This window comes from Saccharothrix obliqua, assembly GCF_019375475.1.
Taxonomy (GTDB): Bacteria; Actinomycetota; Actinomycetes; order Mycobacteriales; family Pseudonocardiaceae; genus Actinosynnema; species Actinosynnema obliqua.
Map to the genome: position 1 here is coordinate 810,256 of NZ_JAHXGQ010000001.1, position 24,747 is coordinate 835,002.

Annotated in this window: 20 protein-coding genes, 1 pseudogene and 1 riboswitch; of the genes and pseudogenes, 11 read left to right on the top strand and 10 right to left on the bottom strand. The window is 72.8% G+C overall.

Annotated elements, in window-relative coordinates; genetic code table 11:
- Positions 1-62 precede the first annotated feature (62 nt).
- Positions 63-1,169: an alanine dehydrogenase gene (gene ald / locus KZQ38_RS04010; RefSeq protein ID WP_219438443.1), complete on the bottom strand. Its 1,107-nt coding sequence runs from the start codon at positions 1,167-1,169 to the stop codon at positions 63-65.
- A 232-nt stretch (positions 1,170-1,401) separates the two neighbouring features.
- A riboswitch (glycine riboswitch) is annotated at positions 1,402-1,493 on the top strand.
- A 114-nt stretch (positions 1,494-1,607) separates the two neighbouring features.
- Between ald and gcvH the strand changes: the two genes are divergently transcribed.
- A complete protein-coding gene (gcvH, locus tag KZQ38_RS04015) occupies positions 1,608-1,988 on the top strand; it encodes a glycine cleavage system protein GcvH (protein WP_219438445.1) in 381 nt (126 codons plus the stop codon).
- 5 nt (positions 1,989-1,993) lie between these two features.
- Positions 1,994-3,358: an L-serine ammonia-lyase gene (locus KZQ38_RS04020; protein WP_219438447.1), complete on the top strand. Its 1,365-nt coding sequence runs from the start codon at positions 1,994-1,996 to the stop codon at positions 3,356-3,358.
- 41 nt (positions 3,359-3,399) lie between these two features.
- Here the strand turns inward: KZQ38_RS04020 and KZQ38_RS04025 are convergent, their stop codons facing one another.
- The 3 genes from KZQ38_RS04025 to KZQ38_RS04035 all read right to left on the bottom strand — a co-directional run bounded on the left by KZQ38_RS04025 (position 3,400) and on the right by KZQ38_RS04035 (position 6,280).
- Entirely contained in the window at positions 3,400-3,885 is a 486-nt protein-coding gene (locus tag KZQ38_RS04025) for a glutathione peroxidase (protein ID WP_219438450.1), read from the bottom strand.
- Positions 3,886-3,895: 10 nt separating this feature from the next.
- Positions 3,896-5,818 (bottom strand): ABC1 kinase family protein, encoded by a 1,923-nt coding sequence (locus KZQ38_RS04030; protein WP_219438452.1) that lies wholly within the window; start codon positions 5,816-5,818, stop codon positions 3,896-3,898.
- Positions 5,819-5,926: 108 nt separating this feature from the next.
- Entirely contained in the window at positions 5,927-6,280 is a 354-nt protein-coding gene (locus tag KZQ38_RS04035; protein WP_219438454.1) for an SSI family serine proteinase inhibitor, read from the bottom strand.
- Positions 6,281-6,485: 205 nt separating this feature from the next.
- Between KZQ38_RS04035 and KZQ38_RS04040 the strand changes: the two genes are divergently transcribed.
- Positions 6,486-7,778 carry an MFS transporter gene (locus KZQ38_RS04040; protein ID WP_219438456.1) on the top strand — a complete coding sequence of 431 codons (1,293 nt, stop codon included), beginning with the start codon at positions 6,486-6,488 and terminating at the stop codon, positions 7,776-7,778.
- Between the two features lie 56 nt (positions 7,779-7,834).
- On the opposite strand, the gene rdmE is transcribed toward KZQ38_RS04040, so the two are convergent.
- Positions 7,835-9,382: an aklavinone 12-hydroxylase RdmE gene (gene rdmE, locus KZQ38_RS04045; RefSeq protein ID WP_219438458.1), complete on the bottom strand. Its 1,548-nt coding sequence runs from the start codon at positions 9,380-9,382 to the stop codon at positions 7,835-7,837.
- 26 nt (positions 9,383-9,408) lie between these two features.
- Positions 9,409-10,413, bottom strand: a complete 1,005-nt coding sequence (locus tag KZQ38_RS04050; protein ID WP_219438460.1) for a Gfo/Idh/MocA family protein — start codon at positions 10,411-10,413, stop codon at positions 9,409-9,411.
- 111 nt (positions 10,414-10,524) lie between these two features.
- Between KZQ38_RS04050 and KZQ38_RS04055 the strand changes: the two genes are divergently transcribed.
- Positions 10,525-11,919: a bifunctional o-acetylhomoserine/o-acetylserine sulfhydrylase gene (locus KZQ38_RS04055; RefSeq protein WP_308258225.1), complete on the top strand. Its 1,395-nt coding sequence runs from the start codon at positions 10,525-10,527 to the stop codon at positions 11,917-11,919.
- A 31-nt stretch (positions 11,920-11,950) separates the two neighbouring features.
- Complete coding sequence (gene metX / locus KZQ38_RS04060) at positions 11,951-13,024, top strand: homoserine O-acetyltransferase MetX (RefSeq protein WP_219438463.1); 1,074 nt, start codon at positions 11,951-11,953, stop codon at positions 13,022-13,024.
- A 125-nt stretch (positions 13,025-13,149) separates the two neighbouring features.
- On the opposite strand, the gene KZQ38_RS04065 is transcribed toward metX, so the two are convergent.
- On the bottom strand, positions 13,150-14,712 hold the full coding sequence (locus KZQ38_RS04065; protein WP_219438465.1) for a cellulose binding domain-containing protein: 1,563 nt from the start codon (positions 14,710-14,712) through the stop codon (positions 13,150-13,152).
- Between the two features lie 81 nt (positions 14,713-14,793).
- On the bottom strand, positions 14,794-15,294 hold the full coding sequence (locus KZQ38_RS04070) for a hypothetical protein (RefSeq protein ID WP_219438467.1): 501 nt from the start codon (positions 15,292-15,294) through the stop codon (positions 14,794-14,796).
- A gap of 165 nt (positions 15,295-15,459) precedes the next feature.
- Here KZQ38_RS04070 and KZQ38_RS04075 point away from each other — a divergent pair, with 165 nt between their 5' ends.
- From KZQ38_RS04075 to KZQ38_RS37455, 4 genes and pseudogenes are all read left to right on the top strand, one after another.
- Entirely contained in the window at positions 15,460-16,584 is a 1,125-nt protein-coding gene (locus KZQ38_RS04075) for a sensor histidine kinase (RefSeq protein WP_219438469.1), read from the top strand.
- Positions 16,581-17,228 carry a response regulator transcription factor gene (locus KZQ38_RS04080; RefSeq protein ID WP_219438471.1) on the top strand — a complete coding sequence of 216 codons (648 nt, stop codon included), beginning with the start codon at positions 16,581-16,583 and terminating at the stop codon, positions 17,226-17,228. Before KZQ38_RS04075 ends, KZQ38_RS04080 begins: the two co-directional genes overlap by 4 nt.
- A gap of 63 nt (positions 17,229-17,291) precedes the next feature.
- Complete coding sequence (locus KZQ38_RS04085; RefSeq protein ID WP_219438473.1) at positions 17,292-17,969, top strand: alpha/beta hydrolase; 678 nt, start codon at positions 17,292-17,294, stop codon at positions 17,967-17,969.
- A 68-nt stretch (positions 17,970-18,037) separates the two neighbouring features.
- Positions 18,038-18,823: pseudogene (locus tag KZQ38_RS37455) on the top strand (acyltransferase family protein); the annotation flags it as partial.
- On the opposite strand, the gene KZQ38_RS04090 reads toward KZQ38_RS37455, so the two are convergent.
- Together KZQ38_RS04090 and KZQ38_RS04095 are read right to left on the bottom strand one after the other, a co-directional pair.
- A complete protein-coding gene (locus KZQ38_RS04090) occupies positions 18,794-20,971 on the bottom strand; it encodes a phospholipase A2 (RefSeq protein WP_219438475.1) in 2,178 nt (725 codons plus the stop codon). The pseudogene KZQ38_RS37455 and the gene KZQ38_RS04090 sit on opposite strands and share 30 nt — an antisense overlap.
- A gap of 493 nt (positions 20,972-21,464) precedes the next feature.
- Positions 21,465-22,058, bottom strand: a complete 594-nt coding sequence (locus KZQ38_RS04095) for an SACE_7040 family transcriptional regulator (RefSeq protein WP_219438477.1) — start codon at positions 22,056-22,058, stop codon at positions 21,465-21,467.
- Between the two features lie 181 nt (positions 22,059-22,239).
- Between KZQ38_RS04095 and KZQ38_RS04100 the strand changes: the two genes are divergently transcribed.
- Together KZQ38_RS04100 and KZQ38_RS04105 are read left to right on the top strand one after the other, a co-directional pair.
- Positions 22,240-23,031, top strand: coding sequence for an SGNH/GDSL hydrolase family protein (locus tag KZQ38_RS04100; protein ID WP_219438479.1), 792 nt, complete (start codon positions 22,240-22,242; stop codon positions 23,029-23,031).
- A 109-nt stretch (positions 23,032-23,140) separates the two neighbouring features.
- A complete protein-coding gene (locus KZQ38_RS04105) occupies positions 23,141-24,745 on the top strand; it encodes a carboxyl transferase domain-containing protein (protein ID WP_219438481.1) in 1,605 nt (534 codons plus the stop codon).
- Positions 24,746-24,747: the final 2 nt, after the last annotated feature.

The window sequence follows — 24,747 nt, forward strand, 5'->3', positions numbered from 1 at the left end:
TTCCAGGAGCAGGAGAAGGGGCGTCCACCCGTCGTGGTGGACGCCCCGTTCTTCGGCAGCGCTCAGAACTCGAACGCGGTGTACGTGAGGCCGTGCGCCTCGGCCACCGGCTGGTTCGTCAGCAGGCCGTCGTGCGCGTTCAGGCCGAGCGCCAGCGCCGCGTCCGCCCGCAGCGCGGCCTCCCAGCCCTTGTCGGCCAGCGCGACGGCGTACGGCAGCGTCACGTTGGTCAGGGCGTAGGTGGACGTGCGGGGCACGGCGCCGGGCATGTTGGCGACGCAGTAGAACACCGACTCGTGCACCTGGTAGGTCGGGTCGGCGTGCGTGGTCGGGCGGGAGTCGGTGAAGCAGCCGCCCTGGTCGATGGCGATGTCCACCAGCACCGAGCCGGGCTTCATCCGCGCCACCAGCTCGTTGGACACCAGCTTCGGCGCCTTCGCGCCCGGCACCAGCACCGCGCCGATCACCAGGTCCGCCTCGCGCACGGCCTGCTCGACCGAGTAGCGGTTGGACGTGACGGTGCGGAGCTGACCCCGGTAGAGGGCGTCGATGTGCCGGAGGCGGTCGACGTTGGTGTCCAGGATCTCCACGTCGGCGCCCATGCCCGCGGCGATGGTGGCCGCGTTCAGGCCCGCCACGCCGCCGCCGATGACGACGACCCGCGCCGGGTGCACGCCGGGCACGCCACCGGGCAGCACGCCCCGGCCGCCGGACGGCTTCATCAGCGAGAACGCGCCGACCTGCGGCGCCAGGCGGCCCGCCACCTCGGACATCGGGGCGAGCAGCGGCAGCGCGCCGTTCGCCGTCTGCACCGTCTCGTAGGCGATCGCGGTGGTGCCGGAGTCCAGCAGCGCCCGCGTCAACGGCTGGTCGGCGGCCAGGTGCAGGTAGGTGAACAGGGTCTGGCCCTTGCGGAGCAGCGGGTACTCCTGCTCGATCGGCTCCTTGACCTTGAGCACCAGCTCGCCCTCGGCCCACACGTCCGCGGCCTTGGCCAGGATCTTCGCTCCCGCGGCGACGTACTCGTCGTCGGTGATGGCGGAGCCGAGACCGGCGCCTGCCTCGACGAACACGTCATGTCCGCGCACGGTCAGCTCATGGGCGCCTGCGGGGGTCAGCGCGACGCGGTACTCGTGGTTCTTGATCTCGCGGGGTACTGAGATCCGCACGGTGGGGCTCCTTCAGCCGTTGTTATCGCCCAAGGTCCGTCACGGTAGAGCGGCTGTCATCGTGCGGTGCGCACGAACACGCGTGGGGCCGGTTGTGCCGGCCGGACAACGCGCCCGCTCGGAGAAGGGCCGCTGAACTCTTCGGACGCGCGTTGACACCCCTCACACCCACGACCTAGCGTGCTGGCGTTCGCCAACTGAACATCGGCCGCGGTGCCGTCGGAAAGGCACCGGAACCCGCGCGGGAGAGCCTCCGGCACGACCGGAGCGCCGAAGGAGCAAGTACCCCGCACACTCTCAGGCAACGAGAACCGCTCGGGTGAGGCGACTCTGGAAAGCGCGCACGCGCGCACCCACGGTGCAAGCCGCAGCGTTGCGGTGAAGCTCTCAGGTCCCAGGACAGAGAGGGGACCTGGCCGCGTGGACCGAGGAGCTGACGTGACTTTTCCGGACAACCTGCTGTACACGCCCGAGCACGAGTGGGTCGACTGGGCACCGGGTACCCAGGACCCCGTGTCGGTGGGCATCACCTCTTACGCGGCGGAGTCCCTGGGTGACATCGTCTTCGTGCAGCTGCCGAACGTCGGCGACCACGTCCGGTCGGGCGAGGTCTGCGGCGAGCTGGAGTCGACCAAGTCCGTGAGCGACCTGTACGCGCCGGTCAGCGGCGAGGTCGTGGCGGTCAACCAGGCCGCCGCCGACGACCCGGCGTTGATCAACAACGACCCGTACGGCGCGGGCTGGCTGTTCAAGGTGGCGGTGGAGGACGCGACGGGCCTGCTCACCGCCGCCAAGTACGCGGAACTCACCGGGGACTGAGGGTCGTGGCGATCAGCGTCTTCGACCTGTTCTCGGTCGGCATCGGGCCGTCCAGCTCGCACACCGTCGGCCCGATGCGGGCGGCCTCGATGTTCGTGGCGCGCCTCGGGCACCGGACGGCGTCGGCGGACCGGGTGCACGTCCAGCTGTTCGGCTCGCTCGGCGCGACCGGCCACGGGCACGGCAGCCCCAAGGCCGTGCTGCTCGGGCTGGAGGGCCACCGGCCGGAGGACGTGGACCCCACCGAGGCCGACGCGCGGGTGGCGGAGATCAGGGCCGGGCGGAAGCTGCTGCTGGGCGGTGTCCGGGAGATCCCGTTCACCGAGGACACCGACCTGGTCATGCACCGCCGCAAGTCGTTGCCGCTGCACCCCAACGGCATGAGCTTCACCGCCTACACCGGCGACGAGGTGCTGGACGAGGCCGTGTACTACTCGGTCGGCGGCGGTTTCGTGGTGGACGAGACGGCCACCGGCGCCGACCGCATCAAGCCGGACGAGACGGCGGTGGCGCACCCGTTCCGGACCGGGGACGAACTGCTCGCCCGCACCCGCGAGACGGGGCTGTCGATCAGCGAGGTCATGCTCGCCAACGAGACGTCGTGGCGGTCCGCGGACGACGTCCGCGACGGGCTGCTGCACATCTGGGGCGTCATGCAGGCGTGCGTGGAGCGCGGCTGCACGGAGACCGGTGTGCTGCCCGGCGGCCTCAAGGTGCGGCGACGGGCCGCGGAGATGCGTGCGCGGCTCGCCGCCGAGCACTACGCGACCGACCCGTTGCGGGTGATGGACTGGGTCACGTTGTTCGCGCTCGCGGTGAACGAGGAGAACGCCGCGGGCGGGCGCGTGGTGACCGCGCCGACCAACGGTGCGGCCGGCATCGTGCCCGCGGTGCTGCACTACTACACGCGGTTCGTGCCGGGCGCGTCCGACGAGGGCGTGGTGCGGTTCCTGCTCACGGCGGGCGCGGTGGGCGCGTTGTTCAAGGAGAACGCCTCCATCTCCGGCGCCGAGGTCGGGTGCCAGGGCGAGGTCGGCTCGGCGTGCTCGATGGCGGCGGGCGGGCTGGCCGAGGTGCTGGGCGGCACGCCGGAGCAGGTGGAGAACGCGGCCGAGATCGCCATGGAGCACAACCTCGGCCTGACCTGCGACCCGATCGGCGGGCTGGTCCAGATCCCGTGCATCGAGCGCAACGCGCTGGCGTCGATCAAGGCGATCACGGCGGCGCGGATGGCGTTGCGCGGCGACGGCTCGCACTTCGTGTCGTTGGACAAGGTCATCAAGACCATGCGCGAGACCGGCAAGGACATGAAGGTGAAGTACAAGGAGACCGCGCGTGGCGGCCTCGCGGTGAACGTCATCGAGTGCTGACGTCCTCGACGGCCTCCCCGACCGGGAGGCCGTCGGCGGCGTCACGGCAGGGCGGCCTCGATCGCCCGCACCACGGACTCGTCCTCGGGCTCGGTGGTCGGCCGGAACCGGGCCAGCACCTCGCCGTCGGGCGACACCAGGAACTTCTCGAAGTTCCACGCCACGTCGCCCGCCTCACCGCTCGCGTCGGCGTGCCCGGTGAGCACCCGGTAGACCGGGTGCCTGCCGGGACCGTTCACCTCGACCTTCTCGAACAGCGGGAACGTGACCCCGTAGGTGGCCGAGCAGAAGGTGGCGATCTCCTCGGCGGTGCCCGGCTCCTGACCCGCGAACTGGTTGCAGGGGAAGCCGACGACGGAGAAACCACGCCCCGCGTACCGCTCGTGGAGCCGCTCCAGGCCGGCGTACTGCGGCGTGAGGCCGCACTTCGACGCGACGTTCACCACCAGCAACGCCTTGCCGCGCAACGAACCCAGGCTGCTCGGCGTGCCGTCGAGGGTGTGCACGGCGATGTCGTGGATGCTCATGCGCCCCACCCTACGGCGTGCGCCGCGGCCGGAAGACGGTCACGACCACGCGCAGCCCGAGCAGCACGCTGATCACCAGCAGGTTGTAGCCGAACACCTGGTACAGCGTGATGTCCGGGCCCACCTCGGGACCGCCGTCCGCGCTGAGCAGCAGCACGGCCATCAGGCCCGCGGTCGCGCCGAGCACGGTCAGCATCACCTGGTGCAGCAGCCCGACGACGAAGTGCCGGTCCCGCTCGTCGGCGAACAACCGGACGCCCATGCTCAGCCTGCCCTGCTCCAGCGCGGCGGAGATGCGCTCGACCCGCCGGGGCAGCCGCCGCAGGAGGGGGAGCGCCGCGTGCAGCTCCTCGGTCGCGGTGCGCCGCAACGACTCCGGCGCGAGGCGTGCGCTGAACTGCTGCTCCGCGAACGCCCGCGACTCGACCACGATGTCGAAACCGGGTTCCAGCGCGGCGAGCGTGCCCTCCACGGTGGCCAGCGCGCGGAACACGGCGGCGATCTCCGGCGGGATGCTCAGGCCGTACCGGTAGACCAGGGCGAACAGGTCCCCGAACAGGCCGGCGTCCGGTCGCCGCCCGCCGCCCAGGTGGCGTGCCATGAACTGCCCGAGCGCGCGCTCCAGCTGCTGCTCGTCGATCTCGTCCGGTCGGGACACCAGTTCCAGCAACGCGTCCCGGGTGCCCGCCGGGTCGCCGCGGTCGACGGCGAGCAGCAGCTTGCCCAGCGCGGAGCGCAGCTGCGCGTCGATCCGGCCGACCGAGCCGAAGTCCAGCATCCCCAGCCGGCCGTCACGCAGCAGCAGGATGTTGCCGGGGTGCGGGTCGGCGTGGAACACCCCGTCCACGAGCACCTGGCGCAGCAGCGCGGCGAGCAGCGAGCGGGCGAGCGCGGCGCGGTCGGCCGACTCCGGCGGCGCGGACCGGATCGGCGTGCCGTCCAGGCGCTCCATCACCAGGACGCTCGACGTGCAGAGGTCTTCGTGCACCTCGGGCACCACGACGGCCGGGTCGGTCGACGCGGCCCGCACCGCCGCGAGGTTGCGCGCCTCGACCCGGAAGTCGAGTTCCTCGCGCAGCGCGGCGGAGAACCCGGCGGCGAGGTCGCGCACGCCGATCGCCCGGCCCCACCGGGTGCGCTGGTCCAGCGTGGCCGCGAGCCGGTTCACGATGTCCAGGTCGCCCTCCGCGACCTTGCGCACGCCCGGCCGCCGCACCTTGACCACGACGTCCTGACCGGACTTGAGCCGGGCCCGGTGCACCTGCGCGACGGACGCCGCCGCGACGGGCGTCCGGTCGAACTCGGCGAACACCTCCTCGGGCGGACCGATCTCGGCGACCAGCACCGCGCGCACCGACTCCCACGGCGCGACGGGCACCTTGTCCTGCAACAGGGTCAGCTCGTCGATCACGTCGGCGGGCAGCAGGTCGGCCCGGGTGGACAGCACCTGGCCGAGCTTCACGAACGTCACGCCGCCCTCCTCCAGCGCCAGCCGGAGCGAGCGGGCGACGCGGGTGTCGGTGCGCTCCCGGCCACGCAGGTACGGCCCGAGGCCGTGGCGGAACGCGATGGACGTGATGCGCGAGTACCGGCGGGCGCGGGCGATCCGGCCGCGCAGCGCGCGCCACCACTCGGTGGGCGGCGGGACGGTGCCGGTGGGCACGACGATCTCGGCCAGGGTGAGCAGCGAGATGACGACCAGCAGCGCGATGCCGAGCTGGACGGTGCTGAGCGCGGCCGTGGTGTCCGGGTCGGGCATCCCGACGAGCAGACCCCGCGTGACGGACAGGCCGACCATGCAGGCCAGGGCCGTGCGCACGAGCCCGACCCGCAGGCCCAGGATGCGTCGCGCCGCGAGCGCGATGCCCGTGATCAGCAGCAGGAACGTGGCCGGCACGCTGATCGAGTAGAACAGGAACCCCGCGATGTCCACCGTGCTCTCCCCCAACCCCTCGGGGCGGAGGATAGAACGGGTGACCTGAGGACCCGCCGCGGCGGGTGCCGGCTCGTGACGTCGCCCGCGGCGTCACGAGCCGGGCGGTCAGAAGTCGAAGACGTGCCCGGTGCCCGCGCGGAGCACGCACGGGTTCTCGAACGTCTGCGTGAACCGGCGGCGCTCGCCGCGCCACGTGCCCGTCGCGGTGACGGTGACCGGGTCGTACTCCATCGTGCAGGAGACCGGTGCGGCACGCAGCTCGTCGATGCGGCCGTCCACTTCGGACAACGCGGCGCACGCGTGGTGCGCGTTGCCGTGCGTGCCGCCGGCCGGTCCGCAGGTGAGGTGCGCGAGCCTGATGGTGTCCCGGTGGTTCGTGGTGAGCGTGAACGAGGACTCCGGGGCGACGACGGTGGGGAAGAGCGCGGCGAAGGCCGCGAGTAGGGGGAGTGGTGCCATGGGGTCACCCTGGCGCGCCCGACGTGGTGGCTCCAGCCATGTCACCGCATCGTGTGATCTCTTCCGCGGACCCGGCCCGTCACACGGGTAGATGCCACTTCCGGGCGAATTCCCGCTGCGGATGGGCGCACCGTTCCACGGGCCGTGACTGTGACCTGGGTCACTGTCGTCTGTCCGTCCTCCGTGTGGGGGCCAGGGTGGTCGGATGGGGAACTCCGGGGTGCGCAGGGTGGCGTTCGCCAGCTCGGCCGGGAACGCGGTCGAGTTGTACGACTTCCTCCTCTACGGCACGGCGTCGGCGCTGGTGTTCGACAAGCTGTTCTTCCCGAACTTCGACCCGCGCATCGGCACGCTGCTCGCGTTCGCGACGTTCGGCGCGGGTTTCCTCGCGCGCCCGCTCGGCGGCGTGGTGATCGGCCACTTCGGCGACCGCATCGGTCGACGCGCCATGCTGGTGCTCACGCTGACCATGACCGGCCTGTGCACGGCGTTGATCGGCCTGCTGCCCACCTACGGGTCCATCGGCATCGCCGCGCCGGTGCTGCTCGTGGCGTTGCGCGTCGTGCAGGGCTTCTTCCTCGGCGGCGAGCAGGGCGGCGCGACGCTGATGGCCGTCGAGCACGCGCCGCCGGGGCGCACCGCGTGGTACGGGAGCTGGACGTTCCTGGGTTCCCCGTTCGGCCTGGTGCTGGCGAACAGCGCGATGGCGGCGTCCACCGCGGTGTCCGGTGACGCGTTCCTGTCGTGGGGCTGGCGGTTGCCGTTCCTGTTCAGCCTGGTGCTGGTCGGCGTCGGCCTGTACGTGCGGCTGTCGGTGGAGGAGAGCCCGGAGTTCCGGCGGGTGCGCGCGGAGCGCGGCGCGCTGCGGCTGCCGGTCGTGGACGTGGTGCGCCGGTCGTGGGGCAGGGTGCTGCTCGGGGCGGGCGTGAACCTCGGGTTCAACATGTTCATCTTCGTGCTGGCCACGTTCGTGGTCTCGTACGGCACCAAGGAGCTGGGGCTGCCGCGGTCGGTGCTGCTCAACGCCGGGCTGCTGGGCGCGGGCGCGCAGGCGGTGGCGATCCTGGCGTTCGCGCGGCTGTCCGACCGGATCGGCAGGCTGCCGGTGATGACGGGCGGGGCGGTGTTCCTCGGCGTGTTCGCGTTCCCGTTGTTCTGGATGCTGGAGACGCGGTCGACGGTTTTGGTCGTGGTGGCGCTGCTGATCGGGTTCGCCGGGTCGGCGGCGGTGTTCGGGCCCATGCCCGCGTACTACGCGGAGCTGTTCGGCACGCGCGTGCGGTACAGCGGCGTGTCGTTGAGCTACCAGCTGGGTGCCGTGCTCGGCGGCGGCCTGTCGCCGCTGATCGCGGCATCGCTGCTGACGGCCACGCCGACCCACGACTCGTGGCCGGTGTCGCTGTACCTGGTCGCGGGTGCCGCGGTGAGCACCGCCTGCCTGCTCGCGATCGGCGAAACCCTCCGCCGCGCACCCGCCGACGCCACCGCCGCCCGCTGACCCCCGCGCCCGGCGAAGCCCCGCCCTGCCCCCGCACCGCGGCCGACCCGTCCCGATCAGGCGCGGGCGAGCACCCGGTCCAACGCCGCGCGCACGGCGGCAGCCGGGTCGGCGGGCAGCTCGGCCGTCCGCCACGCGATCACGCCGTCCGGCCGGACCAGCGAAGCGCCGTGCGGGCCGATCCCGTACCGCGCCGCCAACTCCCCGTCGTGGTCCGCGATCCGCGGCACGGGCACCGGCGCGCCCGCCCACGCGTCGGCGTCCGCCGTGATCAACGTCCAGCCGTCGACCAGGTCCAGCACCGCCGTCGGCCGACCCGAGTGCGACACCACCAGGTGCGGCACGTGGAAGCCCGGCCGCGCGCTCGGCTTCAGCGGGTCCTCCAGCAACCCGTCCACGTCGTCGGCGAGCAGCACCGCCCCCGACACGCACCGGTACCCGAAGATCAGCCGGAGGTGGTCGACCGGCTCCGGCACGTCCGGCCCGGCCAAGTGCGGCGCGAGGCGCTGCACGTAGTTCGCGTACGACGCGTCGATGATGAGCTGCGCGTACGGCCGCCGCTCGGCCTCGTAGCTGTCCAACAGCCCCTCACCGGCCTCACCCCTCAACACGGCGGCGAGCTTCCACGCGATGTCGTACCCGTCGCCCACGGCCGTGTTGCCGCCGAGACCGCCGGTCGGCGGCGTCACCTTCGCCGCGTCGCCGACCAGGAACACCCGCCCGGCGCGGAACGAGTCGGACAGCCACGCGGCCATCTCCCACGTCGTGATCTCCAGGACGTCGACCGCCAGGTCCGGCACGTCGGTGGCGGTGCGGATCAGCTCCAGGCACCGCTGCTCGGGGAAATCGGCGATCGACTCGCCCCGCTCGGGGTGGTACTCGACGGTCAGCACGTTGCGGCGCGCGGTGTTGGTCACGATGAACGCGCCGGTGAACTCGCGGTTTCGCAGGTAGAACAGGGTGCCCTTGTCGGCCGCGAGCCGGTCGCCCAGGTCCGCGTCGAACACGACGCCGACGTGGTGGGTGAGCGACCCGCGCCCCCGGCGGCGGATGCCCAGCGCCTCCCGGACGGTGGAGCGGTGGCCGTCCGCGGCGACCAGGTAGTCCGCCCGCACCCGGTACGTCTCGCCGGTCGCCCGGTCCAGCAACGTCGCGGTGACGCCCGAGTCGTCCCGGGTGAACGACGTCAGCTCGGTGCCGAACCGGACGTCCGCGCCGTGCTCCCGCGCCGCGGCGAGCAGGACGGGCTCGACGAAGTCCTGGCTCGACATGCCGAACGGCTCCGGGCTGAGCCCGACGTCGAGTTCGTCGTCCTCGTGCACGATCGTGTGGAAGACCTCGCCCTGCAAGCTCTCCGCGATCTTGATGACGATCCCGGACGCGACGCCCTCGCTGCCCCGCAGCACCTCGTCGGCGACGCCCCCGCGCCGGAAGACCTCCATCACCCGGTTGTGCTGACCGGTCGCCCTGGGGTGCGGCGACGTGCTCGCGTGCTTCGCGACGCCGAGCACGTCGATCCCCTGCCGGGCGAGGAAGAGCGTGGCGGTCAACCCGCCGAGCCCCGCACCGACCACCAACACCTGTACGCGCTTGTCCCCTCTCATGGAAATAATCTTAGCCACTAAGAGACTTAGTCGGCCAGCTTTATTGCCCGCCCGGTCGCGGCGGACTCGAACGCCGCTTCCACGACCTCCAGCCCGGCCACCGCGTCCCGCGGCGGCACCGGGGCGCGGCCCTCCGCGACCACGGCGTAGAAGTCCTGGTAAGCGCCTCGCTCGGTCTCCACGGGCACGCCGCCGAGCACGCCCCACATCTCCTCCGGGTCCGCGCCCCACCCCGTGCCGCCCGGCACCGCGCCGGCACGCAGCAGCTCCTCCTGCGGGTCCATGCCGTGCTTCACGTACGCCGACCGGTTGCCCAGCACGCGGAACCGCGGCCCGGGTTCGGCCGCCAGCGCGGACGCCCACAGGTGCGAGACCACCCCGTTCCCGTGGGTCAGCGCCAGGAACGCGTCGTCGTGCGCCCGCGCACCCGCGCGCAGCGTCCGCACCTCGGCGTACACCAGGCGCGGCCGGCCGAACAACGCGATCGCCTGGTCCACCAGGTGCGTGCCCAGGTCGTAGACGATGCTGCCCAGCTCGTCGCTCTCCTTCCACGACTCCTTCGGCTCCGGCCGCCACCGCTCGAACCGCGACTCGAACCGGTGCACGTCGCCCAGGGCGCCCTCCGCCACCAGCCGCCGCACGGTGCGGAAGTCGCCGTCCCAGCGCCGGTTGTGGTGCGGCGCGAGCAGCAGGCCGCGCGCCTCCGCCAGGTCGACCAGCTCACGCGCCTGCGCGGCGGTGCCCGCGACCGGCTTGTCGAGGACCACGTGCAACCCGTGCTCCAACGCCGCCCGCGCGTGCTCGACGTGGAAGCGGTTGGGCGTGGTCACCACCGCCAGGTCGAAGTCACCCGCCCACACGTCCTCCGGCCGGTCCAGCACCTCGACGCCCGGGTACCGGGCACGGGCCTCGGCCCGCCGGTCCGGGTTGCCGGTGACCACGGCGGACAGGGTGAGACCCGGCGTCGTGGCGATGAACGGGGCGTGGAAGGCGGCTCCGCCGAGCCCGTAGCCGATGAGTGCGGTGCGCATGGCCGCACCCTAGGCTTCCCACGACGTGGACGCCCTGTCCTAGCCGGTCACTCACGGCTACCTTCTGCGTCATGAGTCTCCTGGTGACGCGACGACACGTCGATTACGCGCGTGTCACCAGCATGGCCTGTCGTCTCGGCTGATAGACCCTCTGCGCGTCGTCCACCCTTCGTCGCGCCCAGCACGCCCACCCAGCCCTTTGACAGGAGCACCGGCATGTCCTGGTCGTTCGAAACCAAGCAGGTCCACTCCGGAGCGTCACCCGATCCGACGACGGGTGCCCGCGCCACCCCCATCTACCAGACCACCTCGTACGTGTTCCGGGACACCGCGCACGGCGCCGCGCTGTTCAGCCTCGCGGAGCCCGGCAACATCTACACCCGCATCAACAACCCCACCCAGGACGTGCTGGAACAGCGGGTCGCCGCGCTCGAGGGCGGCGTGGCGGCGGTCGCGTTCGCGTCCGGCCAGGCAGCCGAGACCGCGGCCATCCTCAACCTGGCCCGCGCGGGCGACCACCTCGTCTCCAGCGCCGCGCTCTACGGCGGCACGTACAACCTGTTCCACTACACGCTGCCGAAGCTGGGCATCGACGTCACGTTCGTGGACGACCCGGACGACCTCGACGAGTGGCGGGCCGCCGTGCGCCCGAACACCAAGCTGTTCTTCGCCGAGTCGCTGGCCAACCCGCGCAGCAACGTGCTCGACATCGAGGCCGTGGCGGAGGTGGCGCACGCGGCGGGCGTGCCGCTGATCGTCGACAACACGGTGCCGACGCCGTACCTGCTCCGGCCGCTGGAGCACGGTGCGGACATCGTCGTCCACTCCGCCACCAAGTACCTCGGCGGCCACGGCACCGCGGTCGCGGGCGTGGTCGTCGACGGGGGCCGGTTCGAGTTCGGGGACGCGGAGAGGTTCCCGGACTTCAACGAACCCGACCCCAGCTACCACGGGTTGCGCTACTGGCCCGTGCTGGGTCACGGGGCGTTCGCCGCGAAGCTGCGGGTGCAGGGCCTGCGGGACACCGGCGCGGCGATCGCCCCGTTGACCAGCTTCCTGATCTTGCAGGGCATCGAGACCCTGTCGTTGCGGCTCGAACGGCACGTGGCCAACGCGCAGGCGCTGGCGGCGTGGCTGGAGGCCCGTGACGAGGTGGAGAAGGTGCACTACGCCGGGCTGGAGTCGTCGCCGTGGCACGCGCTGGCCAAGAAGTACCTGCCGGGCGGCGCGGGCGCGGTGGTGTCGTTCGAGCTGCGCGGCGGTGAGGAGGCCGGGCGGGCGTTCGTGGACGGCGTGGAGCTGTTCAGCCAGTTGGTCAACATCGGGGACGTGCGCAGCCTCATCGCGCACCCCGCGTCCACCACGCACAGCCAGCTCACGCCGGCGGAGCAGCTCGTCGCCGGCGTGACGCCGGGCCTGGTGCGGTTGTCGGTCGGCATCGAGGGCCTGGAGGACCTCAAGGCCGACCTGGAGGCCGGGTTCCGGGCGGCGAAGGCGGTCCAGTGAGGTCATCGGCCGCACGGGGACCGGGTTCGTAGTGGTTTTCGGGTCCACTGTCGGGGAGACCCCTCCCGCCGCCGGCGGGTGGCGGGAGGGGGACCCGAACGGTCGGCGGAAGTGGGTCCGCGGCGTGCTGGGCGACCTGCCGGTGCGCGTGGCGTACGAGACGTGGGGCGAACTCGCACCCGACCGGGGCAACGCGGTCCTGGTGCTGCACGCCCTCACCGGCGACAGCCACGTGGCGGGCGACGCCGGGCCGGGCCACCCCACGCCCGGCTGGTGGGACGGGCTGGTGGGGCCGGGGCGCGCCCTGGACACCGACCGGTGGTTCGTCGTGGCGCCCAACGTGCTGGGCGGGTGCCAGGGCACCACCGGTCCGCTGTCGACCGCGCCGGACGGGCGGGTGTGGGGCGAGCGGTTCCCGGCCGTCTCGGTGCGCGACCAGGTGGCGGCCGAGGTGCTGCTCGCGGACGCGCTGGGCGTCTCGTCGTGGGCGGCGGTGATCGGCGGCTCGATGGGCGGTATGCGGGCGCTGGAGTGGGCGGTGTCCGAACCGGCGCGGGTGCGGGGCCTGCTGGTGCTCGCCGCGCCCGCCGCGTCCACCGCCGAGCACATCGCGCTGGCCGCGCCGCAGCTGCACGCCATCCGGCTCGACCCGGTCGCGGGCATGGGCATCGCGCGGCGGATCGCGCACCTGAGCTACCGGAGCGCGGCCGAGCTGGAGGTCCGGTTCGGCCGCGACCGGCGTGCCGACGGCCGGTTCGAGGTGGAGTCCTACCTCGACCACCACGCGGACAAGCTGCTGCGGCGGTTCGACCCGTGGTCGTACGTGCGCCTCACCGAGGCCATGAACGGTCACGACGTGGGCGCGGGCCGGGGTGGCGTGGCGGCGGCGCTGGGGCGGGTCACGGCACGCAGCGTCGTGGCGGGCATCGACACCGACCGCCTGTACCCGTTGGCCCAGCAGGCCGAGATCGCCGCCGGCCTGGGCGTCGACCTGCGGGTGGTGCGGTCGCCGCACGGGCACGACGGGTTCCTGACGGCGGTGGAGCAGGTGGGCGCCCTCGTCGGGGAGCTGCTGGCGGAGAGCACCGCGCCGTCCCGGGCGTGACCCGACCGGCTTCGGGGTCGGGCGGTGCGCGGGTGCGGTGGTCCGCACGCGCGAAGGCCCGCGGTCGCGTGCGACCGCGGGCCTTCAGGACCCGACCGGTGTGTTCAGCAGTCGGCCGGTGCCGGTCAGAAACCGGCGGTGATGCGGGTGAACTCCCAGTCGGACTGCGGGATGCCGGAGCAGTTGGACGACACCTGGCCGTCGCAGCCGCCGCGGTCGCGGTTGACCGCCCAGAACGAGAACCGCCCGAGGCCGTTGGACTTGGACCAGTCGCGCAGCTGGGTCCAGGTGGCCGTGGTGGTGGTCTCGCGCTGGTCGGACAGGCCGTTCATGCCGGAGATGCCCGAGTGGTTGAACGCGACGGCGTCGGACCAGCCGAACACCGCCTTCAACTTGTTCTTCAGCGCCGTGGTGGCGTTGATGGTGTCGGTCTTGATGTCCGAGCTGCCGAAGTCGAACGGCATCAGGGTGAAGACGTCGATGTTCGCCCCGATGGCCTGCGACCGCTCGATCAGCCGGTTGCCCCAGCTGTTCGGGCCGGTCTTGGTGGTCGGGATGGTGACGATGGTCTGGATGCCCGGGTTGCTCTGCTTGACGATCTTCAGGGCCTCCAGGATGCGGTCCTGGACCGTGGCGTTCTCGAACTCGTCGGTGTTCTCGATGTCGATGTCGATCGCCTTGAGCTTGAAGGCGTCGATCACCTTCTGGTACGCGCCCGCAAGCGCTTGCGGGGTGGAGCAGTTCGGGCCGAGCTTGTTGCCGCTCCAGCCGCCGAACGACGGGACCACGTCACCGCCCGCCGCGCGGATCTGGTTGATGGCGTTGGCGTCGATGCCGCCGGTCAGCGGGCGCTGGCCGTCCCACGAGGGGTTGCAGCCGCCCTGGGCCAGGACGAACGCCATGGTGAACCACTTGACGCCGGTCGCCTTCATCACGGTCTGCGGCGCCGGCGGGTTGCCCCACCCGAGGAACAGGTACGGCGCGCCCCGACCGCTGCCGGGGTTCTGGTCGCCGGGCTTGGTGGTGGCGGTGATCTGGCCGGACGGGTCGGACGTGTTGCCCGCCGCGTCCTTCGCCCGCACGCTGAACTGGTACTCCGTGGCCGGGTTCAGGCCGGACACGGTGGCGGTGGTGCCGGTGACCGTGGTGGCCACCGTGGCGCCCTGGTAGACGTCGTAGCCGGTGACGCCCACGTTGTCCGTGGACGCGGTCCAGGCCAGCGACACCGAGTTCGAGGTGGTGTCGGTGACGCTCAGGCCGCTCGGCGCGGTCGGGGGCGTCGGGTCGTTGCCGCCACCGCCGCACGCGTTGCCGTTGACGGTGCAGTTCGCCGGTTCGCCCGCGCCGCTGCCGACGAAGCCGAACGTGCGGGTCGCGCCCGCGGCGATGCTGCCGTTGTACTCCCGGTTGGTCGCCACGTAGTGGTTGCCGTTCTTGGTGACCAGGGCGTCCCAGAACGCACCGAGCGTGGTGCCGGCGGGCAGGTCGAACTCGATCTTCCACGACGTGACCGCGCCGGGTCCGCCGTTGGTGATCGTGTACTTGCCCTCGTAGCCGCCGCCCCACTCCTGGGCCTTGGCGAACGTGGCGGTGACACCGGCGGCGGCCGTGGCGGCCGGGCCGGTCAACGCGAGTGATCCGATGGCGAGGGCGCTTGCCGCCAGCAGCGCGCCCAAACGTGGTTTCATGAGGAACTCCTCGGCGGATTGGCAGGGTAATCGCGCCCACCGGGGAGACTGGTCTAGACCATGTGGATTGTCAATGGCTCTTTACTCGTCCAGTGCTGTCTCGATCCAGGGTGCCACCGCCAACTGGCGCACCTCGCACTCCAGGGCGAGCTTCACCGTCCACCGCAGCGCCTGGAGCACCACCGTGGCCAGCTCCTGCGGTTGGCCGTTGGCCAGGGCGATCTCGATCTGCTCGGCCGCCGCCTGCTGGTCGCCGTGCACCTCGGCGAGCAGCGTCCGGATGGCCGTGCGCACGGGCGGGTCCGCGTCGTCGATGGGCACCTCCTGCCCGTCCTCGTCGAAGACCTGCATCTTGACGGGGGTGGCGCCACCGGAGCCGAGGGCGGCGACCATGTCGCTGCACTCCGCGAACAGCAGCAGGACCAGCTCGCGGATCTCCTCGTTGCCCTCGGGCGACCCGCTCAGGTAGCCGGTGACCAGGTCGACCGCGACCGCGTCCTCCCCGACCTTGGCGGCGGCCAGGGCTTCACCGGCGACGGCGGTGAGCCGTGCCCAGCGATCCGGATCCTGCTGCGGGTGCATTAAGCCATCTTCCATCACGGAGTAGGGGCGCACAGCTCTGTCGTATTGCCTACCCGGTGGTGTTCGGGTGTCGCAACGGCTTGTCCTGTGATCCGATGGGTGCTACCCCGGTATGACACACCCCGGTGTCATGTGCCGCCGGATCGGGGCACCTAGCATCGGTGCGTGTTCCGCTCCCTCCTCCAGGTCGTGCTGCTGCCCGACCGCACGCGGGCGTTCGCCGCGACGGGTGTCGGGCGGTTCGGCCGGGTGGCGTTGCTCGTCTACGGTCTCGTGATCGCCATCGGCGTGTCGTCCGACTACGTGCGGCACCAGAACCCGGACGGCTGGTGGCCGCTGCTGTTCGCGATCACGCTCGGCAGCTACGCGTTGATGCCGCTGTCCGTGCTCAGCGCGTGGCGGCTGGCCACGGCGGGCCTGGTCGTGATGCGCCTGCTGGTCTACACCGAGCCCGGTGTGCTCGGCGGCTGGCAGTGGTGGTGGTACCTGCCGGTGCCGGTGGCCGTGGGCCTGCTGCACTCGGGCCGGGTGGTGCTCTGGGTGGGCGTGCTCACCTCCGGCGTCGTGTACTGCGTCGCGGCCATGCGCGACCTCGACTACTTCCCGGCCACCGCCGGCCTGGTCTGGCTGCTGCTGCTGCTCGGCTACGCGTTCGGCGCGCGTGGCCGCGCGGAGAAGAGGTTCCACGCGGAGCGCGACGCCAAGGCCGCGCTGGAGGAGCGGGCGCGCATCGCGCGCGAGATGCACGACGTGGTGGCGCACCACATGTCGCTGGTGGCCGTCCGCTGCGAGACCGCGCCCTACCGGATCGCCGACCTGCCCGAGGCGGGGCGGCGCGAGTTCGCCGAGCTGGGCGACGCCGCGCGGGCCGCGATCGCCGACATGCAGGGCCTGCTGGGCGTGCTGCGGGCCGCCGACCAGCGGCCGGACCACGCGCCCCAACCCGGCCTGGCCGACATCCGCGGGCTCGCGCCGGACGCGGACGTGGTGGACGTGGCCGTGTCGCCCGCCGTGGGCCTCACCGCGTACCGGGTCGTGCAGGAGGCGCTGACCAACGCGGCCCGGCACGCGCCGGGCTCGGTCGTGACCGTGGCGGTGACCGAGGTCGGCGGTGAGCTGGAGGTGCTGGTGCGCAACACGGCGGGTGGTCCGTCGACCGGCGGCGGGAGCGGGCACGGGTTGGTGGGCATGGAGGAGCGCGTGGCGGTGCACGGCGGGTCGCTCGACGCGTCGTCCACACCGGACGGCGGGTTCGCCGTGCGCGCGAGGATTCCACTGGGGGACCGTTGATCAGGGTGTTGGTGGCGGACGACCAGGAGATGGTGCGGGAGGGCTTCTCCGCCCTGCTGGCCGCCCAACCGGACATCGAGGTGGTCGGCGCGGCCGGTGACGGCGTGGCGGCGGTCGCCGGGGTGCGCGCGCTGCGGCCCGACGTGGTGTTGATGGACATCCGGATGCCGGAGATGGACGGGCTGACCGCCACCCGGCTGCTCGCCGACGACCCGGTGAAGGTGCTCGTCCTGACCACCTTCGACCTGGACGACTACGTGTACGAGGCGTTGCGGGCGGGCGCGTCGGGCTTCCTCCTCAAGCACTCGCCCGCGCGTGAGCTGCTGGACGCGGTGCGGGTGGTCGCGCGTGGTGACGCGCTGCTCGCGCCGTCGGTGACCAAGCGCCTCATCGAGGACTTCGTGCGGGCGCGGCCCGCGCAGGCCGTGAAACCGGCCGCGCTCTCGGTGTTGACCGACCGCGAGACGGAGGTGCTGCGGCTGGTCGCCACCGGGTTGTCCAACACCGAGATCGCCACGCACCTGGTGCTGGCCGAGCAGACCGTGAAGACGCACGTGAGCCGGGTGCTGGCGAAGCTCGGCCTGCGTGACCGCGCGCAGGCCGTGATCGCGGCCTACGAGTCGGGGCTCGTGGTACCGGGGTAGGGCCCGGCAACGGCTACCGCGGTGTGACGACCGGCGGGGTGTCGCCTCCTTAGCTTGGCCGCCATGGGGAAGACGGTGGCGGTGCTGGTGGCGCTGGTCGTGCTGGTCGCGCCGGGCGGCGTGCCGGAACCGGTGGACCGCGTCGCGGTGTACGGGGACCTGGCACGCGCGCGGCACGTGGCGGTGGTCGTGCCGGGGTCCGATGTGGACGGTGCGCGGTTCGACGCGACGGTGGGCCGGATGGCCCGCGCCGTGCGGGCCGAGGCCGGGCGGGACGACCTCGCGGTGGTGGCGTGGCTGGGGTACCGGACGCCGTCCGGGCTGGGTGTCGACGCGGCGAGCGGGCGGCTGGCGCGGTCGGGCGCGGCGGCGCTCGCCCGGTACGTGGCCGGGCTGCCGGGCCGGGTGCACCTGCTGTGCCACAGCTACGGTTCCGTGGTGTGCGCCCTGTCCGGCGCGCCCGTGGCCGACGTGGTGCTCCTCGGCAGCCCCGGCGTCCGGGTGTCGTCGGCGGCGGAGCTGCCCGCGCGGGTGTGGGCCGCGCGTGGCGCGGACGACTGGACCCGGTGGGTGCCGAAGGTCCGCGTGGGCGACCTCGGCCACGGCGCCGACCCGGTCGACCCGGCCTTCGGCGCGACCGTCTTCGACACCGGGGACGCCCGGGAGCACGACCAGTATTTCGACCCGGGCACCGCGTCGTTGCGCGCCGTGGCGCGGATCGCGGTGGGGGAGGAGCCGTGACCCGCGACCCGGTGGTGGACGCGGCGCGGGCGACCGCCGCGTGCGGCGTGGTGCTCGGGCACTGGGTGGTGACGGCGCTGGTGCTCACCGACGGCGGCCTGGTCGTGGACAGCCCGCTGCGCGGGTTGCCGGAGCTGTCGTGGCTGACCTGGTTCTTCCAGGCGCTGGGCCTGTTCTTCTTCGCGGGCGGGTTCGGCGCGGCGCGGTCGACGACGCCGCTCGCGCGCCGGGTCCGGCGGCTGGTGGGTCCGGTGGCGGTGCTGCTCGGCGGGTGGGGCGTGGTGTTGTTCGGCATGGCCGCGCGTGGCCTGCCGCAGCAGACGGTGCTGACCGTGGCGTACGTGGTCGTGACACCGCTGTGGTTCCTCGTGGTCCACGTCGTGCTGCTGGTGGCGACACCGCTGCTGCGCCGGCTCGGCGGGTGGGGCGTCGCGATCCCGTTGGCCCTGGTGGCGGTGGACGTCGGCTGGGTCAACGTGGTCGCGGTGTGGTGGGTGCCGTGGCAGCTCGGCATCCTGGCCGCCCGGTACGGGCATCGCCGTTCGTGGGGTGCGGCGCTGCTCGTGCTGGGCGGCGGCGCGTTCGCCGTGCTGCTGCGCCTCGGGTACCCGGTGAGCGCGGTCGGCGTGCCGGGCGCGGCGGTGTCGAACCTGTCACCGCCCACGCCCGCCGCGCTGGCCCTCGCCGTCGCCCAGGTCGGGTTGGTGCTGCTGGTGCGGCCGGCGTTCCACGCGCCCGCCCTGAACGCCCGCGCGCTGCCGCTCTTCCTCGTCCACCAGAGCGCGTTGCTGGTGGTGACCCTGGTCGGCGCGGCGTTCGGCCCGCTACGCGGACTGCACACCGTGCCCGGCGACGCGCTCTGGTTGCTGGAACGCCTGTGCTGGCTGCCGTTGTTCGTCGGCGTGACGCTGGTCCTGCTTCGGTATGGCGGCCAGCAGCGCCACGGCGATGGTCGCGGTGTGCAGCACGACCATCGCCGCGGTCGGCTCCAGCACCAGCAGCGGCGGTACGCAGGCGAGCGCGGCGAGCAGCCACGGCCGCCGGCCGTGGCAGGCGCCCGTGCGGACGGTGTGCAGCAGGTACCAGCCGAGCAGCAGGTGGATCAGGTTCTGGAGGACGTCCACCTCCAGCACGACCAGCGTGCCGCCCGTGCCGGAGAAACCGGTGACGACGAACCCGAGGACGCCCAGCACGCCGTAGCCGACGCCGAGCGTCGCGGCGAGCCGGGTGCGGTGGGTTTCCCTGGTGTGGCAGGCGACCAGGGCGGCGGCGCGCTCGAACCGGTGGAACACCAGCAGCACCGGCAGCAGCAGGAGGACGAGCACGGCGAGCCAGCGCGGGCGGGCGAGCACCCACCCGAACGACGCGGGCGCGTCCAGCAGGCCGAGCAGCCCGATCACGGCGGCCAGCGCCGTGAGGTAGCCGAGGTAGAGGGTCATCGGCGCGCGGCGGGCGTGCTCGACCAGGCGCCACAGCCGGTGCCCACCGAGCCGTGCTGACAGCCGTTCGCGCACCAGCAGCACCACGCACAACTGGCCCAGCCCGAGCAGCAGCAGGCACACCGTGGGCGGGCTGAGGTTGGAACCGTCCTCGCCGGGCACCGGCATCATGGTGCGCGGGTAGCCGCCGACCGCGATCAGCACCGGCAGCAGCGGCGCGGTGAGCGCGGCGCACGCCACCAGCACCCGCCGGGGCACGCGGGCCAGGCCGCCGTCCGCGTGGTGGAAGCCGAGCTGCTGGAGGAACAACGCGCCCAGCACCAGGTTCAGGTAACCGCCGGTGCGCCACTCGAAGCCGATGCGCAGCAGGTCCACCGCGATCATCGCGCCGAGCAGCCCGAGCGGCGCGGCCAGGCGGGCGCGGCGGTGCAGCCAGGCGGTCACCGGCGTGGCGGCCACCGCCACCAGGTACAGCCCGAGGAACCACAGCGGGTGCGCGATCAGCCGACCGAACACCTCCACGCGGTCCTTCGGCACGTCCAGCAGCTCCAGCGGCAGCGGTAGCACCAGCCACGCCAGCACGAACGCCAAGACCGGCCGCAGCAGCCTGCTGGTCCGGCTCGCCAGGTACCGCCCGTAACCGCCGCCCGCGGCCTGGGTGGCCCGCCAGCTGACGAGGTTCGCGTGCCCGCCCGCGAAGTAGAACACCGCCGCGGTTTGCAGTACCCAGGTCAGCAGCCACACCCAGGTCGTGCCGACGCCCGCCCAGTGCAGCACGGTGAGCAGCGACTGCCCGACGATGACCAGGCCGAGGCCGACCAGCCGCAGGAACGCCGTGAACCGGTCCTCCGCGCCCGCCTCCACCACCGCCGGCGGGTGCGCGGCCCGGCGACGGGGCAGCCGAGCGATGATCAGGAACACCACGACGGCGCTGCCGAAGCTCCAGGCGAGCACCGGTTCGTGCCCGGGAGGCCCCCACCGCTGCCGCCACGAGTTGAACTCCAGGCCCGCCGCGTAGAGCTGGGCGACGGCGTGGCACCCGGTGCGGTCGCCGCGCGGGTTCAGCTCGCACTGGTCGTGCATGTCGGCGGCGAGCCGGGCGTCCAGCGCCCGGCGTGCCTCGGGTGGCAGCGGGCGGCCCTTGTGCTCGGCGTAGCGGAGCAGGTCGTAACCCAGGTCGTGCGCACGGCAGGCGACCCCGAAGTCCCACTCGGTGTCGCCGGCGGGTCCCGAGCAGCCGCCGGTCGGGTCGATGGCGCGTGCCGTGCCGTCCGGCGCGGTGACCACCTGCGGCGCGCGGGCCGTGACGTCGGCGAAGTCGGCGGGGAACGAGGCGAGCGGCGTGCCACCCGGCCGCGGGTCCACCAGCACGTCGACCGCCGCTGCGGCGACCGCGACGTCACCGGTGAGCGGGCCGTCGTCGGTGGCGTCGGCGGGCCGGGAGGCGATCACCCCGCAGCAGAACACCGCGACCGCGACGACGAGCAGTCGGAACCAGGCCGGCAACCGGGTCAGCAACCGGGCACCCGGCCACGCGCTGACGTGCACCCTCACGTCGTTCATCGGCGGTTCAGGTTACGGATCGGCAACGTGCGACGCCAACCGATCCGCCCCACCGCCGGAGGTGGTGCCAACCCCACCGACAGGACCGGTCTGCCCGCCGACGGGCGCTCTCGGCACACGCCGGGATGCGGGCGGTGCGCCTCGCCGGTGCCCCTGCCGCGTGGGTGCGGGCGGTGCCCAGCCGGCGCGAGTGCGGCTCGTGCCCGCCGCCCCCGACTCAGCCGGTTCCCCGCGCACGCGCGCGGGCGATGCCCCGCCCTGGTCGGTCCAGGCGGTTCCCGGCCCCGGTTCAGGCGGTCCCTGCCGCGTGGGTGCGGGCGGTCCCTGCCCCGGCTCAGGCGGTTCCCCGCCGCGTGGGTGCGGGCGGGGCCCCCGCCCGGTTCAGGCGGTGCCCCACCTGCGGCTCGCGCGGGGCCTCACCGCGGCTCGCGCGGCACCCCACCGCGGCTCGCGCGGCACCCCACCGCGGCTCGCGCGGCGTCCCGCCTCCGGCTCAGGCGGTGGCCAGGACTCCGGCCGTGGTCAAGGAGGCCAACGCCATCCGCGTCAGCAGGGCGGCCATCTGGTCCCGGTCCAGGTGGGCGCTGTGCGGGGTCGAGTTGATCAACCCGAAGACGGCGTGCGCGGCAGCGCGGGCGGTCGGCTCGTCCACCGCCACCGACTCCTGGAGCGCGGTCACCCACACCTCCACGTACCGGCGCTGCAAAGCACGCACCCGGCGGCGGTCGGGGTCGGTCAGGTTGGCCAGGTTGCGCATCTGCACGGTGATCAACGCCGGGTCGTCCAGGGCGAAGTCGACGTGCCAGCGGACCAGGGCCTGCAACGCGGTGGCCGCGTCGGGCGCCGCGTCGACGCGTGCCTGACCGCCTTCGAGGAGCCGCTCCGAGATGGAGGTCAGCATCTCGCCGAGCATCGCGTCCTTGCTGCGGAAGTGGCGGTAGAGGGCCGGCCCGGAGATGCCCACCGCCGCGCCGATGTCGTCGATGCCCACGCCGTGGAAACCGTGCCGGGCGAACAGCTCGGCGGCGGCGTCCAGGATCTGGTCGCGGCGGGTCTGCTTCACTCCATCGGCTGGCACGGCACCCATCCTAGCCAGCTCAACGACAAGGGGTAAACGACCGTTAACCAGCCTGTCGGGGGAAGTTTCCCAACCGGATGACACCTCAACCGGTTAACTCTTGACTCACCCTTCTTGTCCTCCGTACCGCCTGGTAACCATTGATGTGCTCCGCATCACCCCCCTGTGTACGCCCTTCGGGAGGCACCCGATGCGCCCCATCCGAACCCTGCTCAGCGCAGCGCTCGCCGCCGCGGCGGCGCTGCTCGTCGTGACACCCGCGCAAGCCCAGGCCGGCGCGCACTACGTCGCGCTCGGCGACTCGTACTCGTCCGGCACGGGAACCGGCTCCTACTACTCCGACAGCGGCTCCTGCAAGCGCAGCAAGTACGCCTACCCGGCGTTGTGGGCCGCCGCCAAGGCGCCCGCGAGCTTCAAGTTCGTCGCCTGCTCGGGCGCGCGCACCGCCGACGTGGTCAACAACCAGCTCAGCGCGCTGAGCGCGACGACCACGCTCGCCTCCATCTCCATCGGCGGCAACGACGCGGGCTTCACCGACGTCATCTCCACCTGCACCTTCGGCTCCGACCAGTCCTGCCTGAGCCGGGTCGACCAGGCCAAGTCGTTCGCCGTCAACACCCTGCCCGGCCTGCTCGACAACGTGTACGCGCGCATCCGCGACCGCGCGCCGGCGGCGAAGGTGGTCGTCCTCGGCTACCCGCGCCTCTACAAGGTGCCGGGCTCCTGCTCGGTGGGCCTGAGCGACACCAAGCGCGCGGCGATCAACGGCGCCGCCGACACCCTGCACTCGGTGGTCTCCGCCCGCGCGGCGGCGAAGTCGTTCACCTACCGGGACCTGCGCTCGTCGTTCTCCGGTCACGAGATCTGCTCCGCCGACTGGTGGCTGAACAGCCTGAGCTGGCCGGTCGAGGAGTCCTACCACCCGAACCGCGACGGCCAGCGGCTCGGTTACCTGCCGCAGCTGGCCGCGGTCGCCGGCTGACGCCCGACCGGTGACGCGGCCCCTCCGCCGCGTCACCGGTCCGGTGGACGGGGGCGTTAACAAGCGCTAACATCACCTCGGGTTAACGACTGCTAACCGCGAGGAGCCCATGGACGCCCCCGTCCTGCGCAGCGCCGCCGACAAGTCCGGCGAAGCCTTCCGGCGGTACGCCGACGAGCACACCGCCCTCGTCCACGACCTGCGCGCCAGGCTCGCCGAAGCCGCGAAGGGCGGCCCGGAGCGGGCCCGCACCCGGCACGTCGAGCGCGGCAAGCTGCTGCCCCGCGACCGGGTGGACGCGTTGCTCGACCCGGGATCGCCGTTCCTCGAACTCGCGCCGCTGGCCGCCAACGGCATGTACGGCGACGACGCGCCGGCCGCCGGCATGATCACCGGCGTGGGCCGGGTGTCCGGCCGCGAGTGCGTGGTCGTCGCCAACGACGCCACCGTCAAGGGCGGCACCTACTACCCGATGACGGTGAAGAAGCACCTGCGAGCGCAGGAGGTCGCGCTCCAGAACCGGCTGCCGTGCGTCTACCTGGTGGACTCGGGCGGCGCGTTCCTGCCCAAGCAGGACGAGGTGTTCCCGGACCGCGAGCACTTCGGCCGCATCTTCTACAACCAGGCCACCATGTCCGCGCAGGGCATCCCGCAGATCGCCGCCGTGCTGGGTTCGTGCACGGCGGGCGGCGCGTACGTGCCCGCGATGAGCGACGAGGCGGTCATCGTGCGCGGGCAGGGCACGATCTTCCTCGGCGGCCCGCCCCTGGTGAAGGCCGCGACCGGCGAGGTCGTGACGGCCGAGGAGCTGGGCGGCGGCGAGCTGCACTCGCGCACCTCCGGCGTGACCGACCACCTCGCCGACGACGACGCGCACGCGTTGCGCATCGTCCGCTCCATCGTGAGCACGCTGGGTCCGCGTGCCGACCGCCCGTGGCGGGTGGAGCCGAGCGTCGAACCCGCGGTGGACCCGGACGAGCTGTACGGCGTGGTGCCCACCGACAGCCGCACGCCCTACGACGTGCGCGAGGTGATCGCGCGCGTGGTGGACGGCAGCCGGTTCCAGGAGTTCAAGAAGGAGTACGGCCAGACCCTCGTGACGGGGTTCGCCCGCATCCACGGCCACCCGGTGGGCATCGTGGCGAACAACGGCGTCCTGTTCGGCGAGTCCGCCCTGAAGGGCGCGCACTTCATCCAGCTGTGCGACCAGCGCTCCGTGCCGCTGGTGTTCCTCCAGAACATCAGCGGCTTCATGGTGGGCCGCGAGTACGAGGCGGGCGGCATCGCGAAGCACGGCGCCAAGATGGTGACGGCCGTGGCGTGCGCGCGGGTGCCGAAGTTCACCGTCGTGATCGGCGGTTCGTTCGGCGCGGGCAACTACTCCATGTGCGGCCGGGCGTACTCGCCCCGGTTCCTGTGGATGTGGCCGAACGCCCGGATCTCCGTGATGGGCGGTGAGCAGGCGGCGTCCGTGCTGGCGACGGTGCGGCGCGACCAGCTCGGCGACGCCTGGTCGGCGGAGGACGAGGAGGCGTTCAAGGCCCCGATCCGCGCGCAGTACGAGGACCAGGGCAACCCCTACTACTCGACGGCCCGGCTGTGGGACGACGGCGTGATCGACCCGAAGGACACCCGCACGGTGCTCGGGCTCGCGCTGTCCGCGGCGGCGAACGCGCCGCTGGACCCCGTCGGCTACGGCGTCTTCCGGATGTGAGC